Origin of the sequence: Aromatoleum sp. (assembly GCF_036675785.1) — a bacterium.
In the GTDB taxonomy this organism is placed as follows: domain Bacteria; phylum Pseudomonadota; class Gammaproteobacteria; order Burkholderiales; family Rhodocyclaceae; genus Aromatoleum.
On record NZ_JAKFEF010000062.1, the window covers coordinates 21744 to 38227 of the forward strand.

At 64.1% G+C, this 16484-nt stretch carries 13 protein-coding genes; 8 read left to right on the forward strand and 5 right to left on the reverse strand.

Going from position 1 to position 16484, the window contains the following annotated elements:
• Both V6M37_RS12910 and V6M37_RS12915 read left to right on the forward strand, forming a co-directional pair.
• Entirely contained in the window at positions 1–273 is a 273-nt protein-coding gene (locus tag V6M37_RS12910) for a hypothetical protein (RefSeq protein ID WP_332673886.1), read from the forward strand.
• Positions 270–635 (forward strand): hypothetical protein, encoded by a 366-nt coding sequence (locus tag V6M37_RS12915; protein WP_332673888.1) that lies wholly within the window; start codon positions 270–272, stop codon positions 633–635. The genes V6M37_RS12910 and V6M37_RS12915 overlap by 4 nt, the downstream gene beginning before the upstream one ends.
• 277 nt (positions 636–912) lie before the next feature.
• Here V6M37_RS12915 and V6M37_RS12920 read toward each other — a convergent pair whose 3' ends face one another.
• Complete coding sequence (locus V6M37_RS12920) at positions 913–1419, reverse strand: c-type cytochrome (protein ID WP_332673890.1); 507 nt, start codon at positions 1417–1419, stop codon at positions 913–915.
• Positions 1420–1689: 270 nt separating this feature from the next.
• On the opposite strand from V6M37_RS12920, the gene V6M37_RS12925 reads away from it, so the two are divergent.
• On the forward strand, positions 1690–2451 hold the full coding sequence (locus V6M37_RS12925; protein WP_332673892.1) for a DUF2189 domain-containing protein: 762 nt from the start codon (positions 1690–1692) through the stop codon (positions 2449–2451).
• A gap of 71 nt (positions 2452–2522) precedes the next feature.
• Here the strand turns inward: V6M37_RS12925 and V6M37_RS12930 are convergent, their stop codons facing one another.
• Positions 2523–3632, reverse strand: a complete 1110-nt coding sequence (locus tag V6M37_RS12930) for a hypothetical protein (RefSeq protein ID WP_332673893.1) — start codon at positions 3630–3632, stop codon at positions 2523–2525.
• 111 nt (positions 3633–3743) lie between these two features.
• Positions 3744–4076, reverse strand: coding sequence for a metal-sulfur cluster assembly factor (locus tag V6M37_RS12935; protein WP_332673895.1), 333 nt, complete (start codon positions 4074–4076; stop codon positions 3744–3746).
• Positions 4077–4291: 215 nt separating this feature from the next.
• Here V6M37_RS12935 and V6M37_RS12940 point away from each other — a divergent pair, with 215 nt between their 5' ends.
• From V6M37_RS12940 to V6M37_RS12950, 3 genes are all read left to right on the forward strand, one after another.
• On the forward strand, positions 4292–5128 hold the full coding sequence (locus tag V6M37_RS12940; protein WP_332673897.1) for an SIR2 family NAD-dependent protein deacylase: 837 nt from the start codon (positions 4292–4294) through the stop codon (positions 5126–5128).
• A gap of 830 nt (positions 5129–5958) precedes the next feature.
• Entirely contained in the window at positions 5959–7065 is a 1107-nt protein-coding gene (locus tag V6M37_RS12945) for an aminomethyltransferase family protein (protein WP_332673899.1), read from the forward strand.
• Positions 7066–7174: 109 nt separating this feature from the next.
• Entirely contained in the window at positions 7175–9385 is a 2211-nt protein-coding gene (locus V6M37_RS12950) for an oxidoreductase (protein ID WP_332673902.1), read from the forward strand.
• A 942-nt stretch (positions 9386–10327) separates the two neighbouring features.
• Here V6M37_RS12950 and V6M37_RS12955 read toward each other — a convergent pair.
• On the reverse strand, positions 10328–12031 hold the full coding sequence (locus tag V6M37_RS12955) for an APC family permease (protein ID WP_332673905.1): 1704 nt from the start codon (positions 12029–12031) through the stop codon (positions 10328–10330).
• 581 nt (positions 12032–12612) lie between these two features.
• Positions 12613–13992, reverse strand: coding sequence for a PAS domain-containing protein (locus V6M37_RS12960; protein ID WP_332673907.1), 1380 nt, complete (start codon positions 13990–13992; stop codon positions 12613–12615).
• A gap of 4 nt (positions 13993–13996) precedes the next feature.
• Between V6M37_RS12960 and V6M37_RS12965 the strand changes: the two genes are divergently transcribed.
• Together V6M37_RS12965 and narL are read left to right on the forward strand one after the other, a co-directional pair.
• Positions 13997–15598 carry an ATP-binding protein gene (locus tag V6M37_RS12965; RefSeq protein WP_332673909.1) on the forward strand — a complete coding sequence of 534 codons (1602 nt, stop codon included), beginning with the start codon at positions 13997–13999 and terminating at the stop codon, positions 15596–15598.
• Entirely contained in the window at positions 15595–16239 is a 645-nt protein-coding gene (gene narL, locus V6M37_RS12970) for a two-component system response regulator NarL (RefSeq protein ID WP_332673911.1), read from the forward strand. The genes V6M37_RS12965 and narL overlap by 4 nt, the downstream gene beginning before the upstream one ends.
• The last annotated feature ends 245 nt before the right edge of the window (positions 16240–16484 follow it).

Below are 16484 nucleotides of genomic sequence, written 5' to 3' on the forward strand. Positions count from 1 at the left end.
ATGGCCGATTTTTACGACAGCTTCGAGCCCGACGACGCCGCCCAGCTCGAACGCCTCTCCCGCCTGATCTACGAGCTGCGCGAGAACCGTGATGCGATTCTCAAGAGCTACGATGTCGCCGACGAAATCGCGCTGCTCGAAGGCATCTATACGGGGAAACTTCCTGAGCATCCCGCGTACGAGCGCTACCTCGGCGCGCGAATTCTCTACGACACACGCGAAACCGTGCGCGCACTGCTCGCGGAATGCCTCAAGGAGATCGGCCGCAAATGAGCCTCCATATCGAACTCGCCGCGGCCGTGGATGAGACTTTCGGACAACGCCTCGCCCGACCTGCTGAGCAAAAACAGGATGCGCTCGTCGTCGCCCTAGACAACGGCGTCATGCTGACAGTGCGCTACGCGGCGCCCGACGCCTACTCAATGCGGTGGTCGTACGGCGATGCCGAAGCAGGCATCGACACTGCGCCGCTGCATCGCGAACTCGCGACGTTTCCGAACCACCTCCACGACGCGAACGGAAGCCTGCGCCCCGATCCGGTGACCCGCCCGGACCGTATGCCGACCGAGAATATGGTCCGGCTGGTTCAGGCCCTGCTCGACGATCCGACGCTCGGGATTCTCGACGAGGGCTGAAGGCGCTCCGCGGGCCGGGCCGCGCCTTTTCGCGTTGATTTGGCCGGGTGCGTGCTTGGCACCGGGTGCCTGACCTGCGATCCGACACTGGGCATTCTCGCGAAGCTTTCGCAGTCGCCGCGCGGCCCCGGAGAAACAGGAACCGGGACGGCGCAACCCGTCCTCCGGTGGATCTTCATCCCTTCGTGCGGAATCCCCGGATCAAAAAAACGGGAACAGCCGCAGCGGTTCCCGTTCTCTCGACGGCCCGGTAATTGCGGGCCGGCTTCGGCACGAATCAGCTCGATTTTCCGACCATGTAATCCACGGCCGCCTTGACTTCGTCATCCGTCAGCGAAGCGCCGCCGCCCCGCGGGGGCATCATGCCCTTCTCGCCAGTAAAGCCCTCGATCGCGTGCTTGTAGAGCGTCTCCTTGCCTTGGGCGATTCGCGGCCCCCAATCGGCCTTGTCGCCCGGCTTCGGTGCACCGGCAACCCCTGCCGCATGGCAAAGCGCGCAGGTCTTGTTGAACACGCTCGCACCGTTCGCGCTGGAGGTTCCTCCCGCCGCGGCGCCGGTCGCGGCGGCGTCCGGTGCCGCGGGCGCCGTGGTCGCAGGTTCCGCCGGGGCTGCGGGCGCTTCGGGAGCCGGAGCGGGCGCAGGCATTGCAGGTGCGGGCGACGTTTCGGGAGCAGGGGTGGTTGCAGGCGCTGCAGGGGCCACCGGCGCCTCGCTTTCCTTCTGTCCGCACGCGGACAAAAGGACCGCAAGCGAGGCGGCCAGAACGAACGTGGTTTTTTTCATCGGAATCTCCTGTTATGCCGGGGTCAAATGAGTGATCCCCGAAGCGAACCGGGGATCATATTCACTGCATTGGCACGTGAAATTGATAAGCGTCAAGTCGAAAAGTTCACTTTCGTTGCCGAGAATTACGGTTTGCTCGGGAGGGCGCAAGTCCGCCCGGCGCGCACCGATTTCCGCGTGGTTTCCTTTCGGGAATTGACCTGCATCGTGGTTTCCGCGCCGCCGCCGGCATAGCCTTGTCGGTGATTCGACTCGACGTCAGGGAAATCGATGGCCCGCTCACGCCCGGTACCAACGTACATCCCGCCCGCCCAGGTGTTCGCGTCGATCGTCGACGGCGCCCGCCTCTTCGCACGCGCGCCCGTGCCCAGCATGGCGTTCTCCGCGACATTCGCGATCATCGGCATCGTCCTGCTGACGACCGTCATCCGTCTGGGCTTCGCGCCGATGACGGTCCCGCTGATCGGCGGGTTCATGCTCGTTGCGCCATCCCTGCTCGCCGGTTTTTTCGCGATCGCACGGGCCGTCCGCGAAGGCCGGCGCCCGGGCTTTCGTGACATCACAAGGGGCTTCCGGAACACTTCGCGCGACCTCTGGGGCCTCCTGCTCGTGTGCGGATTCCTGTTCGTGATCTGGATCACCGACGCCGGTATCCTGTACAGCTTCATGGTCGGCGGGCGGGACGCCAGCGGGGCGCTCTTCCCCCTCTCCGGAATCGTGCTGCGATACCAGTTCGGCGCTGCGGTCGCCGGCGGTTTCTTTGCGCTGATCGTGTTCTGCGTGACGGTTTACGCGGTGCCGCTGATCATCGACCGCCGCGAGAATCTCGTCGTCGCCGTCAACGCCAGTGTCCGTGCGGTGTTCCGCAGCTTCATCGCGAATGCCCTGTGGGCCGTCCTGCTCGGCGCCGTGGTCATCGCGTCGGTCATCATCCCGCTTTTGCTGACCGTCACCCTCCCCATCGCGGCATACGCGACCGAATCGCTGTACCGGGCCGTCTTTCCGGCTGAAGGCGGCGCCGCCAAGCAGTGAGCGCCACTGACCGACGCCGCGGCGGAGACACCCGCTCCGCGCGCGCGCGTGCAGAAAATTCTGTAAGCGATTCAGCGCATCTCGCCGTGCGGCTCCGTTCGACTCGCTTGGTTCCGTCGCCGTCCGCGCACGACGCTCGTCACCATCGTCACGACGAACAGCAGCAGCGCGAACGCATTCACGAGCGCGCCGTGCTGTCGCCACACGAACGCGTCGTCGCCGTTGCCGATCACCCGGAGCGCGAGCGACACATGCAGGACGATCAAGGGCGCGTAGAACACCGGATGGTACGGAATCCGGACCTTCGCGACCGCCGGAAAAATGATCGGAGCGTGCCCGAACACCATCGAGAACACGAAGCCGAGCACGACCGCATGCAGCGCGGCGTCACGCATCGGGGCGCCGGCGGCGAAGTTGCCCCCGATCCCGAGAACCGCGCCGATCGCGAGCCAGACGTAACCGGACAACAGGCAGATCGCGATGAAGCGCGTGAGACCGCGTTGTCGCGCGTTGTGCCGGGCGATGTCGTAGCGCAGCAGCCATGCCGACAGGGCGAGCAGCCCCCAAGCGAAAACCCCCAACCCCATCCCCTCCCGCCAGTGGCTTGCAAGCGCACCGGCCAGCAGGATGACGACGCTGGCGACGAAAAGCGGCGCCGCGGCCGGACGGGCGGGCAGAAAGCGGGTCAGTTCGAGCCGCTCGCCTGCGATCGTCAGCACGAGAAAGCCGAGCCACCACGGAATTGCCGCCTGGACGAGGCCCGTCGCGAGCCAGACGAGGTTCCCGACCAGCCAGCTCGCGGCGCCCAGCGCGAGGACGACCGTGAACAACACGGTCTGACGCCGCATCACCGCGACGCTCCCGGCGAAAAGCGTCAGCGCACCGCCGGCGAAAAGCGACTGCGCGACAATCGCCGGGAGCCCGCCGAGCAGCGTCAGTCCGCCGAGACCCGCGAGCGCCGGCGCGAGGTAAGGCCAGAGCCGTCCGAGCGCCACCGCGCGCTCAAGGCTGATGACGGTACCGAAGAACGCCGCGATCATGAGCGCGCCGTGGACGCCCGCCTGCGCACCGAACGCGGGCACGTCGACGGCAAGCCGCGCGAGGCCGCCGAGCACACCGGCGAGCAACGAAAGCATTGCGAGCGCGAGCAACGGGAAACGCGCGAGGGTACGGGGATCCATCGAATCGAAGACCGTTAGGTGAAGGATTTCACGCGGCCTTCATGAGCGGCGTGAAGCGACGGGTGTCGGCCGCGCGACAATGCGCGGGAGGTGAAAACTAACCGCGAACGGCTACTGGTCGCGCTGCCAGCCGAAATGTTCGCGAGCCGCCTCGTTCATCATCCCGGGGTTCCAGGGGGGCTCCCACACGAGTTGCACGACGACGGGGATATCCTCCGGAAGCCCCGCTTCGACCGCAGCGTTGATGTCGTCCATGATCATGTCGCCCATCGGACAAGCCGGAGACGTCATCGTCATCTCGATCAGGACCTGCTCTGCGCTCACGTCGATGCGATACACAAGGCCGAGGTCGACGATGTTGACACCGACCTCCGGGTCGATGACTTGTCGCAGGATCGCCCGCACCGATTCGACATCGGGGACGGACGCAGAAGGAATCGCCATGCTCATGCCTCGTTTCGGAACGTCGAAGAGCCACTATTACCGCATGTTTCCCGACGAGGCGCCACCCCGCGATACGACCTTAACGGACACCGTGCAGGCGAACGTGCATTCGACTGCCGGGCTAAACGCCCGCGCCGAGGCGCCTCGCGTAGGCGGCCGGCCTCGTCGCGGGATGGCATTCCCACCGACGCGGGCGCCGACGTACGATTGGCGCCATGCATTCAGCCCCGATTCTTCGCGCTGCAAAGCTGCTCACCTCGGCCGACGGCCTGCTGATCACGGCCGGGGCCGGGATGGGAGTCGATTCCGGCTTGCCGGACTTCCGGGGCAACGAGGGCTTCTGGAAAGCCTATCCTGCACTCGCACACGCCAGCATCGACTTCCAGGCAATCGCGAATCCGGCTGCGTTCGACGCCAATCCGAAACGAGCCTGGGGTTTCTATGGGCATCGGCTCGCGTTGTACCGAAAGTCCGTACCGCATTCGGGATTCCGACTGCTTCTGACGATGGCCCGTCGACTGCCGCGCGGGGCATTCGTCGTCACGAGCAACGTCGACGGCCAATTCCAGAAGGCCGGCTTTGCCGAAGAGCGGATCCTGGAGATCCACGGCTCGATTCATCACCTGCAATGCTGCGGTCCATGCCGCGAAACCGTCTGGTCCGCGAACTCCATCGAACCCGAAACCGACGACGAACGGTGCGAGTGGAGCGCCAGAGCGCTCCCGCGATGCGTTCACTGCGGCGGACTCGCGCGTCCCAACATCCTGATGTTCGACGATCTCGGGTGGATTGACAGCCGGACCGAGAAGCAACGCGAGCATTTCGATGCGTGGGTGCAGAATGTCGCAAGCCCGGTCGTGATCGAACTCGGCGCGGGCGTCGACCTTCCGGCGATCCGCTGGATCGCCGAAAGAAGCGGGTGGCCGCTTATCAGGATCAACCCGCGGCATCCGCAGACGCGGAGCAACATCGCCGTCAGTGTGCCTGTCGGAGCGCGACAAGCGCTTGAGCTCATCACCAAATCGCTCGCAGACATTCAGGACGCGTTGTAAACCGACGCCGGCCTGTTGTGCCGCCCGGAGAGCAACGTTACACGCGCAACCCCGCGGCAAGCGGAACGCGGACGGCAAGGACGGGACGGCCGCCCGGCGATATCTACACACTGGTCCCGTGCGGCGCGCGGCGGGCGTCCCCTTGCCCCGGATGCGGCTCCGCGAGGTCGCCCCGTCGCAATACCGGATCGTCCTCTCCGCAAGCGGCGCCCACGTCAGCCGTTCCGCTCGCCCCGTCGGATGGTCGAAATACCGCCCGTAATCGTTTAGCGCCGCGACAATCAGCGCGACACCCTCATTTCCACCAGTTCCCGCGGTCTGCCGCCAAAGCGGTCGGCGCCCTCCTGCAATTGCACGAGGAGTTCGTGCAAGTCGTGAGGGGCCCATGCCGGAGCTACCTCCCGGGTGGTAACCACAGGTGAGAATTGCTGCTTCGTCCTCCCGACTCGCAGAATTCATTTCGTCGCTAACTACACCTCCACTCTTCAAAACAACGCAATTACAGCGAAGTTTGATCTCGCGCCCGCGATATTTCATCCTTCGGCCATTTCGGCTCGGGTAGCACTCGCCGGCAATAAATGCTCGTGGAATTGCAATTGGTGCAAGGCGGCTGTCAATCGTAATTGACGTCGGCGCCCGCATCTCCTCTGAATTGACTCGAATCTATCTGTTTGCGGCGAATTGACGTGTGGCAAGATCTTTTAAAACTGAAGGACAGAGGTTTCAAGAAGTTCTCCGTTGTCGATGCACCGTGGCCGGTATGCGATAACCGGTTCGCCCACACCGGCTTTAGTTTCCACAAGCACTCGAAAAGCTGAAGGAGCTCGGGAATGCGAAAAAACGAATTGGATGTGCGCCATCGCGCTTTGGGGTCGGATCTCGGAGGCGGGGCGTACAACGATATGGCGGTGCCCTGGACGTACGCAACGGACCCATCGGACGAAGTCGCGGCGACGCGCAATCGGATCGGCCTCTTCGATGTATCCGCCGTCCATACCGCCCGCGTAACCGGCCCGGACGCGGCGCGGATCGTGGATCACCTCGTGTCCTGTGACTGCCTGTCCATGGCGCCCGGCACCGCCCAAGTCGGGAGCGAACTCGATGACGCGGGGGCCATCGTCGACGACATCATCGTTCAGCGCGATGCGGAAGACGTCTTTCGGTTGTGCCACGGCGGCGGCGCGACACCCGCAAATCTTCTCACGAGTGCGGAAGGCCGCAATGTCCAGGTCCGCTGGGACGATGAGCTGAACATTCTCGCGGTTCAGGGACCGCGGACGCGCGCAGCGCTGCAACCGCACTGCTCGCTCGACCTTTCGCGCCTCAAGTGGTTCGACCACGCAGAGGTGAAGCTCTTCGGCCGCGACGTCCGGATCTTCCTCGGCGGCTTCACCGGGGAATATGGCGTCGAAATCTATTGCCGCTCCGCGGACGCGCTGCACATCTGGGACGCGACCGTGGACGCGGGCAGCGCACACGGGCTGACGGCTGGGTCGTGGACCGCACTCAATGCTCTGCGCATCGAATCCGGCCTGCTGTTCTATCCGCTGGACATGCCCGAGGGAGACACGACACCGTGGGAAGTCGGCATGGGATGGACGATTTCCGGTAACGGCGAATATCGCGGGAAGAAAGCCGTTCTTGCAGCGAAGGGCAAGGAGCGCTTCAAGCACGGCGGAATCTGGGTAAAGCACAAAGCGGCGGTCGAACCGGGAGCACAGATTCTTTTAAACGGGCAGGAAGCCGGGATCGTGACTAGCCCCTCCTACAGCCAGCATCTCATGCAGTCGATCGCCCTCGCCCATCTCCAACCGGCAGCGCAGCCGATCGGGACGGCAATCCAGGTGCGAAATCCCGACGGCAGCTTGTTCGACGGCAACGTCGTGCGCTGTCCCTTCTACGATCCGATGCGGGTTCGTGTTTCCGGCGGAAGTTAACCGCTTAAATCCATCCCTTCGCGAATATCCGGTTTCAGGCGTTTTTCTCTGTCTTGGCAGGTAGTCGAGAAAGTCGATTCACAGTCGAAGTCCACCACGGAGGTTCAGCATGGCTCGCGATCCGAGATACGACATCCTATTCACCCCGGTCCAGATTGGCTCGAAGACCATTCGCAATCGCTTTTACCAGGTGCCGCACTGCAATGGCGCTGGCACCAACCACCCCGGCATGAACATGGCCCACCGCGGCATCAAGGCCGAAGGGGGCTGGGGCGCGGTCAATACGGAGCAATGTTCGATTCACCCCGAATGCGACGACACGCTGCGGATCACGGCCCGGATCTGGGACCAAGGGGATATGCGGAACCTGCGCGCGATGGTGGACCATGTCCATAGCCACGGTTCGCTTGCCGGCTGCGAGTTGTTCTACGGCGGGCCTCACGCACCGGGACTGGAGTCACGGACGATTTCGCGCGGTCCGAGCCAGTACAACTCGGATTTCGCGACCGTGCCGGGCTGCCCCGGCTTCACCTACAACCACGAAGCGGACAAGGACGAACTCCTCCGTCTGCAGCAGCAATACGTGGACGCGGCGCTGCGGGCGCGAGATTCCGGATTCGACCTCATCAACGTATACGGCGCCCACGCCTACGGGCCGATGCAGTGGCTCAACCCGTACTACAACCGCCGCACCGACGAATATGGCGGCAGCTTCCAGAACCGGGCGCGCTTCTGGATCGAAACGCTCGAGAAACTGAAGAATGCCCTGAACGACGATTGCGCGCTCGTCACTCGTTGCGCGGTCGATACGCTGTACGGCAACAAGGGCGTCGAAATCGGCGAGGACGGTTTGAAATTCGTCGAGATGGCTTCGCCCTACCTCGATCTGTGGGACGTGAATATCGGCGACATCACCGAATGGGGCGAAGACGCGGGACCGTCGCGCTTCTACCAGATCGGACACGAAAACGATTGGATTCGCTTCATCAAGCAGGCGACGAACAAGCCGGTGGTCGGAGTCGGCCGTTATTACGATCCGGAGAAGATGCTGCAGGTGGTGTCGTCGGGCATCATCGACATCATCGGCGCCGCGCGGCCGTCGATCGCCGACCCGTTCCTGCCGAAGAAGATCGACGAAGGGCGGGTCGACGATATCCGGACCTGCATCGGGTGTAACGTCTGCATCTCGCGCTGGGAGATGGGCGGTGTGCCGTTCATCTGCACGCAGAACGCGACGGCGGGCGAGGAATACCGCCGCGGATGGCATCCGGAGAAATTCGAACCGGCAAAATCGGACCAGGACGTGCTGATCGTCGGCGCCGGTCCTGCAGGCTCGGAATGCGCACGGGTGCTGATGGAGCGCGGCTATGTCGTTCACCTCGTCGACGCGCGGGACAAGATCGGCGGTTACGTGAACGACGTCGCGACGCTGCCGGGCCTGGCGGAATGGAGCTACCACCGCGACTATCGCGAAACGCAACTCCAGAAGCTGACCAAGAAAAACAAGGTTTGCCAGTTGGCGCTCGGTGTAAAACCGATGTCGGCCGACGACATCCTCGCGTACGGGGCCGCACGCGTCATCATCGCTACCGGCGCGAAGTGGAGCACGACGGGCGTCAACCATCGCACGCACGAGCCGATTCCCGGCGCGGACGCGAATCTGCCCCACGTGCTGACACCCGAGCAGGTGTTCGAAGGCAAGAAGAAGGTCGGCAAACGGGTAATGATCGTTAACTACGATCCTTACTATATGGCCCCGAGCCTCGCCGAGAAGTTCGCCCGCGCCGGTCACGAGGTCACCGTTGCCACTGTCTGCGCGCTGGGAGCCTATATGGATTTCACGCTCGAGGGCGCGAACATGCAGCGCCTCATCCATGAGCTCGGCATCAAAGTGCTGGGTGAAACGGGTTGCTCCAGGGTCGAGCCGGGACGGGTCGAGCTATTCAATATCTGGGGCGAAGGCTACAAACGCGAATACAAGGGCACCGGTCAATTGCCGCGCAAGGCCAACGACACCCACCAATGGCACGACTGCGACACGGTGATTCTGGTCACTTCGAGGCGCTCCGAAGACAAGCTGTATCGCGAATTGAAGGCACGCAAGGATGAGTGGGCGAAAAACGGCATCACCGACGTGTTCGTGATCGGGGACGCCGAGGCGCCCAGAATCATTGCCGACGCGACTTTCGATGGCCACCGCTTGGCGCGCGAAATCGAAGACAAGGACCCGCAGCATCAGAAGCCGTACAAGCGCGAGCAGAAGGTCTGGGGCGTCGCCTACAATCCGGGCGAGAACCCCGAGCTCGAGTGGCGGCTTTAAGGTCCCGAAAGCAGTAGTGTTCGAACTTTCGACTGCACCACCGAGCGGACCGCCTCGAGCGTAGCGCGGGGCTGCGCTGCAGCGCGGCATTTGGTTCGAGTTGCCCCGGGGCGCCGCCGCCAGGCCGCGCCCCGGGGCTTCTTTTTTTTGACGATTGGGTGGTTTTTTCCGTTGGCATGGGGCCCCGCGGCAGGGCCGTGTCGTGAAGTTTTTCGCCCGGCTGATTGCGCTTCACGACAGACGGTGTCGAATTACGGATCATTCGCGGCGGGTATTGATGCTGTGCCTCCGCCCAGCAGTTCGGCGTCGATGCGTGACTGGCAACGGCGCTCGCGTTTCACCTGCCGCCCCTTCTCTTCCACTGTCAGATCCTCGCGACAAGCAGGGCAAAGTCCTCGCGTCGGCCCGGGAAATTCTGGTCACCGCCGCTTTCGGGACCCATCTCCCACGCAACAGCGCTGACGGCCGTAGCACGGCCGGAATAGGATCAAGGTGTTGGCGCGGGAATTCATTCCTGCCTATTAACACGGCACCCGGTGTCCTTTGGGCTGAATCCTTCGACTCCGCTCGCAACGGGCTTGTCGAAGCCCCACCATCGCCCTTCGGCAGCTCAGGGCGAGTGGCGTAATTGACGAGCCGTTTAATGATGGGGTGCTCCGCTTTGGTAATGCGGTCGCGGCCAGAATGTGCATTCCCAGTCGCTCGATCTTTTTGGGGTAACGGCGGTCACGCCTTGCGGCGTCGTACCCGCGCTGGATTTCGCTTGCTCTGGCCGAGCCGGCGTTTCACGTGACGGCTTGCCTGCCAGGCGCGGTCGCCCACGCGTTGTACGAGTACGCAAAAAAATATCCGGCGATTCGCAAGCGCCTGCCAGGACGCCCGCGACTTGCCGGACAGAAAAATGCCGACCGGCCCCGGTGAAACAAGCGCCGGGGCGATCTTTCAATACACGGCGATGCTGTGCGCGACGTACACCACCACGACGGCCGCGGCGAGCGTCAGGTAGGGCAGGACGCCGGCGCGATGCCCGCCGCCGGGGAGCTGATCGTCAAGGTGCATGTCCTGGGTCATCGAGTCCGGGAAACGTCCCTTGTCCTGAACATAGTGGCGATACAGGAACACCGGGATGATCAGCGACGCGAACACGAGGCCGGCGGTCAGCGTGCCGGCGCCGTAGATGTCCGCGCCCAGCCCCATCAGCGCGAGGTTGACGAAACCGAGGACCACGCCGATGCCCAGCACGATGTTCGGCGCGCGGAACGGCCGCTCCCAGTTGGGTCGGTCGATGCGATGGATCCAGCCTGAGTTGAGGTTGAGGAAATTGAAGATGACGTAGCCGACGTTCGAACAGGCCAGCACGAACACGTAGTCCGACATCAGCAGGAGGAGAAGATTGAAGCCGAGATCGGTCCACATCGCGCGCGTCGGTGCACCATGCTCATTTACATGCGAGAGGTAGCGCGGCAGCCAGCCGTCGACCGACGCCTGGTACAGCGTTCGAGATGAGCCGGCCATCGAGGTCATGATGGACAGCAGCACCGCCAGGACGAGCATCACCACCAGCAGGTTGGCGACGATCTCCCCGCCTCCGACCATGTGCGACATCACGCTCGCCACGCCCATCCCGCTATAGATTTCAGGCGCGAGCATGCCGCTGTAGACCGCCCCCGCGGTCACGTTGCCTTCGGCATCGAACACCGGGGGCGTTACGACCTCGCCGAGGCCCAGATAGCCTTGGAAGGCCAAGGGCACCAGCGTGAAAACGACGAGGCACAGCAGACCGGAGTACAGAATGGCCTTGAAGGTGTCGCGCTTGGGATCCTTGAATTCGCGCGTGTAGCAAACGGCCGTTTCGAAGCCGTAGGTCGACCACGCGGCAATGAACAGGCCGCCGGCCATCAGCGTTATGCCGGCCATGTTCCAGATCCCGTCGACCACGAGGCCCTGTTCGTCATGAGCGATCGGAACCAGCGGCGAAAAATGCTCGGACGGCAAGCCCCCGCCCAGCAGCGGCACCAGCGCGATCAGCGTCAGCGGGATCAACGCGGTGACGCCGAGCACCATCGTCGTCCGGGCCGACCTGAGAATCCCCCCGTGCTGGATGCCGAATACCGCGAGCAGAAGGACGGCACCGACCATGAAGGTCGCGTTGATGCGCAACTCGAGGCCCGACTTGATCCTGCCAAGGTCGAGCAGGGTAATCTGCCAGGTGTTGATTGCCGCGTCGGCCGGGAACAGCGCACCGAGGAGGTAGCCCGCCGCAAGTCCGGATCCGATCGCGAGCACCGGCGACCAGGCGAACCAGTTACACCACACTGAGATGGGCGCGATCATCTTGCCGTAGCGCACCCACGCGACGGCGCCGTAGACGGAGGCCCCGCCCGATTTGTGCGGAAAGAGACCAGCGATTTCCGCATAAGTGAAGGCTTGCAGAAAACCGAAAGTGATCGAGACAGCCCACACCATCCAAGACGGTTTTCCGACCGTGGCGGCGATGGCACCGATCGAGAACAACACCAGTGCGGGAACGCCGCTCGCCACCCAGAACGCGCCGGTCCAGCTGATCGTGCGCTGCAGGGAACCGCTTTCAGCACGGCCGGCGGGAAGAGCTATACCGGGTGCGCCAAGTACATCTGCTTCGCTCATTTGTAGTCCCCCTCCTAAACGCGGGCATGCCGCCGAGCCGGCTGCCCGAAATCGTCAGAACCTGCACTTGATTGAAACCAGCCTGTTCCTACCGCCCGACCTGCATCCCTTCCGGGTGCGCGCGGATGAATTTGCCGGTTCGCTCCTGCGGTTGGCGAGCCGGCATTGCGTGCTTCCCGGACAGGCGCAGGCCCCCTGCAGCGCCGGGAGGCGGCTGTGTGGTAACGGAAATGGGCGCGGCGAGGTCGTACCCGACAGTCGTTAGCCAACGCCGGCTCGCATGAAGAGCGCGAAGCCCGGCGTGAGATTGGAGCGGATTATCGAAACGGGGGGAAACGGCGGCAATGCGCAGGAGGCATTACTACATTGGGAGTAACTGCACCGGAAGCGTCGCGCCCGAAACATGACGAACAGATCGTTTTTGTTCCGTATCGCGCGCCAATCAAGACTGCCAGTCGATTCGCGTCGTCCAGACGCCGCGGCGCAACCGCGACAAACATTCCGCTTCTGCGGTCCCTACCCTCTAAGTCGTATCCACTCGGAGGCCGCATCGACCCTGCTACTGGTGCATATCTCGATCATCACTCGAACAAGCAGTGACTCGGTCCGCGCTCGACCACGCGAGCGCCGGCCGGTTTTGCCGGTTCGTCCGCGCTGCGGCACCTGCTCACGTCGGTCACGAATCCCTCCAGCGCGAGAAATTCCCCGTTCGAGGCGAATACGCCCCGTCCGTGCTCCCACACCCGCCGTTCGCGGCCGGGGGCGTCGATGATGCGATACGACATTTGATACGGCTTGCGCTGGGTGAGATGGGACTGCACCCGCGTCCACACGAATTCGCGATCGTCCGGGTGAATGAGACTGCCGAACGACACGCGCCGGTCATCGACAAGCTCATAGGGCTCGTAGCCGGTCAATTCCACGCAGCCATCACTGACGTACTCCATCGTCCAATCAGGGTCGTTCCGCCCGCGATAGACCATGCCCGGGACATTGGCGAGCAGCGTGTCGAGATAACGCCGCGTCGAATTCGGCTCGCCCATCCGCTTGCGCCGAGTGATCTCGGACATGGTGCCCACCACTCCCACGAGATCCCCGTCCGGCAAAGTGCAGGATTGCGCATGCAGCAGCACCCGTACCGCGTTGCCCGCGATTGTGACCAGCCGCACTTCGACGCTCATGTGATCGATCTGCCCTCCCGCCACCGCCTGCAAGGTCTTCCCGGTCGCGTCTCGCTCTTCGGGATGAATCGCCGTCAGCAGCATCCGGCCGCGACTGTCGGCGACCGACCGACCGCTGAGGCGCTCCCAGGCGCGATTGACGTAGGCGATGCGTCCTTCCGCATCGGTCCGGAACAGCACCAGCTCGATCTGATCCAGTACCGCCGACGGCGACCCGCTCGCGACCTCGCGGAGCGGAGCGGCGGCGTCATGCGGGCTGAACTGAATGAGGAGGCTCCCCGGCACGGCCGGCAGCGGCGAGAGGCTCGCGTGCATCGCGACTGTGGAACCTGCCCCACGCAGTAGCCTGAGTACCCCCGCGGCATCCGACTCGTCCTCGCCGTAGGCGATTGCAAGCAGGACCGCGAGCCGCCCGTGATCGACGGGATGTAGCAGATTGGTGAGCGGCAGGCCCACCACCTCGTCGCCTCGTCCGCGATAGTCGAGCAGCGCGAGGAAGGCGTGATTGGCAAAGCTGATGACCTGGCCCTGCACCGCGACCGAAGGCGACGAGATACTGTGACAGAGTTGCCCCGACCATCGGACTTGCTCGGGACTTGCGACGCGCCCCGCAGGTCGGCCGCTCTGCCACCGCGCGTATCGCAGCAGCAAAAGCACGAACAAACCAGTCAAAATCACCCCCGTGGTGAGGCGTAGCATGGCATCGTTGCCGTGCCAGGAACCAACTACTGCAGCGAAAAGCAGCGCGAGCGTCCATGCGGAAAAGACATAAAGTGCCATAGCCGTGCTCTCTCCCTTCGTCGGCCCGCGCGGGCGCTATCCCCTATTTACCGGACTGCTGGCCATCCTCGGCGGCTGCTCAGTGGCGGCCACGTTGAGTCTGTTGGGCAGCCTGGAGATTCAGCGACAGTTCGAAGGCGTCTTCACCGAGCTGATCGGGCTGTGCCCCGATTCACCGTCGGCGGCCACCGAGCCGATCTGCGCAACGCTCGCTCGGATCGACCGCATGCTGCTTCAGCGTGTCGCCGTGATGCTGCTGCTGCAGGGGTTCTGCCTTGCGCTCATCCTCGCAGGCGCGGCCCTGCTCGCCCGCCGCGCTTACCTGCTGCTGGTGCGGCGGACCGACGCCGCGCTTGGCTTGACCGCGGGCAACGGCGACGCGCGCGGGCGCGACGAGATCGGCCGCCTGATCGAGCGCCTCGCCGAGCTGAGCGCACGCCGGGCCGCGCTCGATACGGAAAAGCGCTGGCGACGACGAACGAGCAGCGACCAGTTGAGGCGCAAGAGCCAGGCCCTGCAGGCACTGCACCAGGCGGGAAGCATGTTCTGCGCAGACGAGGTGTCCGAGTTCAGCCTGGTGCGCGGGCTCGCGCTCGTCGAGACGGCGCTGGGCGCACGCACCGTGGCGCTGTGCCTGAGCGAAGCGGGGCGCGAGGCCCTCGGTGCCGCTGCCGTGCTGTCGACCCGGGGCGAACCCGCAATCGTCCACGCACTTGCGCATGACGCGGGGGCGCGGGAAACCGCTGTTCGGATCGTGCCGCCGTCCGCTCTTTGCGACAGGCCGTCGCTGGTGGTACCGGTGTGTTGCGGCGATGCATTCGTCGGCATGCTGGTGGCTGAATTTTCCGAAACCGCGCGCGTGGATGACCCTCAAGTCAGTCTCGCCGAAAGCTTTTCGCATCTCGTCGCGTTGACCATTTCGAGCGCCAGCCGCAGCCGCGAGGAAAAGCGCGTGGCGCTGATCGAAGAGCGCAGCGCAATCGCGGCGGAGCTGCACGACTCGCTGGCGCAGTCGATCGGTTTCATGAAGATCCAGGTGGCGCGGCTGCAACGACGTCTCGAAGGCGAGAACGCTGCGGCCGGCGCAGCACAGATGGCGGCCGAGCTGCGCGAGGGGCTGTCGCTCGCCTACGGTGACGTACGCGAGCTGATCACCGCGTTTCGCGCGCGCATGGACCCCCGCGGCCTGCTCCCCACAATGCAGGAGGCGATCGACGAGTTCGGCCAGCGCAGCTGCCTCGACATCGGTCTTGCGCACGACATCAGCGGCTGTCACCTCGAAGTGAACGAGGAATTCCACGTCATGCAGATCGTCCGTGAAGCCCTGTCGAACGCGGTACGCCACGCCTGCGCCAGCCGCATTTGGGTGAACGTCCGCTATGGGCCTGGACACCTCTTGACCGTGACAGTGGATGACGACGGCCGCGGCGTCGGTGAATCCGCGAACGAATCCGATCATTACGGCCTGAGCATCATGCGCGAACGCGCTCATTCGCTCAGCGGAAAACTCGAAGTGGCCAAAAGGCCCGACGGCGGCACGCACGTCGAACTCACCTTCGCTCCGGAGCGCTTGCCCATCGACACGCTGGAGGAGACTACCCGATGACGATACGGATACTGCTGATCGACGACCATCCGCTGTTCCGCAAGGGCGTGGCGCAGCTCGTGCGCGACGACGAGGAACTCGAACTGGCCGGCGAGGCCAGCGACGGCGAAACCGGCGTAGCCATGGCTGCAACGGTCGACGCGGATCTCATCCTGATCGATCTTCACATGCGGGCGATGAATGGCATCGAAACGCTGCGGGCGCTGAAGGCGCAGGGGGCGCACGCGCGCTGCGTCATGCTCACGATGTCCGACAACGAGCTCGACGTCCTCGAAGCGATGCGCGCCGGCGCAGACGGCTACCTGCTCAAGGAGCTGGAGCCGGAGGAACTGTGCCAGCGGATCAAACAGTCGGTGCGCGGCGCCGTGGTGCTCGAAGACAACGTCGCCGGGCTTCTGGCGCATGCTCTCAATGCACCGCCCGCGATCCTCCACGCAGGCTTCACCGAACGCGAGCGGGAAATCCTGTGCGTGCTCGCCGACGGCCGCAGCAACAAACAGATCGCGCGCCTTCTGGACATCTCCGACGCAACCGTCAAAGTGCACATCAAGCATCTGCTGCGCAAGCTCAACGTCACCAGCCGGCTGGAAGCGGCGGTGTGGGCGCTGCAGAACCCGCGCTTCCGCGAACCGCAGTCCTGACCGACACGTTGCCATCACGAAGACATAAGGCGGGGAAATACAGGCCGGCGGCTCGTCCCGATCACCGCCCGCGCCGGGGGCCGCGGGCCCGCAAGGCGCGCGGCGACTAGATCTTGGTAACGAAGGTCCGCGCGTTGTATAGCGCGAACAGGCTAAGAGCGGAAATCACGATCAGCGCGAGAACGTCCGCTCCCGGATAGCCCCAGAAATCCGACATGTTGTTCCTCCTTGAGTAGGTCGAGAAG

Bases quoted from the DNA above. Each gene is read 5' to 3' on its own strand.
- V6M37_RS12925 (WP_332673892.1), top strand. From the start codon at position 1,690: ATGGCCCGCTCACGCCCGGTACCAACGTACATCCCGCCCGCCCAGGTG.
- V6M37_RS12910 (WP_332673886.1), top strand. From the start codon at position 1: ATGGCCGATTTTTACGACAGCTTCGAGCCCGACGACGCCGCCCAGCTC.
- V6M37_RS12950 (WP_332673902.1), top strand. From the start codon at position 7,175: ATGGCTCGCGATCCGAGATACGACATCCTATTCACCCCGGTCCAGATT.
- V6M37_RS12930 (WP_332673893.1), bottom strand. From the start codon at position 3,632: ATGGATCCCCGTACCCTCGCGCGTTTCCCGTTGCTCGCGCTCGCAATG.
- narL (WP_332673911.1), top strand. From the start codon at position 15,595: ATGACGATACGGATACTGCTGATCGACGACCATCCGCTGTTCCGCAAG.
- V6M37_RS12940 (WP_332673897.1), top strand. From the start codon at position 4,292: ATGCATTCAGCCCCGATTCTTCGCGCTGCAAAGCTGCTCACCTCGGCC.
- V6M37_RS12935 (WP_332673895.1), bottom strand. From the start codon at position 4,076: ATGGCGATTCCTTCTGCGTCCGTCCCCGATGTCGAATCGGTGCGGGCG.
- V6M37_RS12915 (WP_332673888.1), top strand. From the start codon at position 270: ATGAGCCTCCATATCGAACTCGCCGCGGCCGTGGATGAGACTTTCGGA.
- V6M37_RS12960 (WP_332673907.1), bottom strand. From the start codon at position 13,992: ATGGCACTTTATGTCTTTTCCGCATGGACGCTCGCGCTGCTTTTCGCT.
- V6M37_RS12945 (WP_332673899.1), top strand. From the start codon at position 5,959: ATGCGAAAAAACGAATTGGATGTGCGCCATCGCGCTTTGGGGTCGGAT.
- V6M37_RS12920 (WP_332673890.1), bottom strand. From the start codon at position 1,419: ATGAAAAAAACCACGTTCGTTCTGGCCGCCTCGCTTGCGGTCCTTTTG.
- V6M37_RS12955 (WP_332673905.1), bottom strand. From the start codon at position 12,031: ATGAGCGAAGCAGATGTACTTGGCGCACCCGGTATAGCTCTTCCCGCC.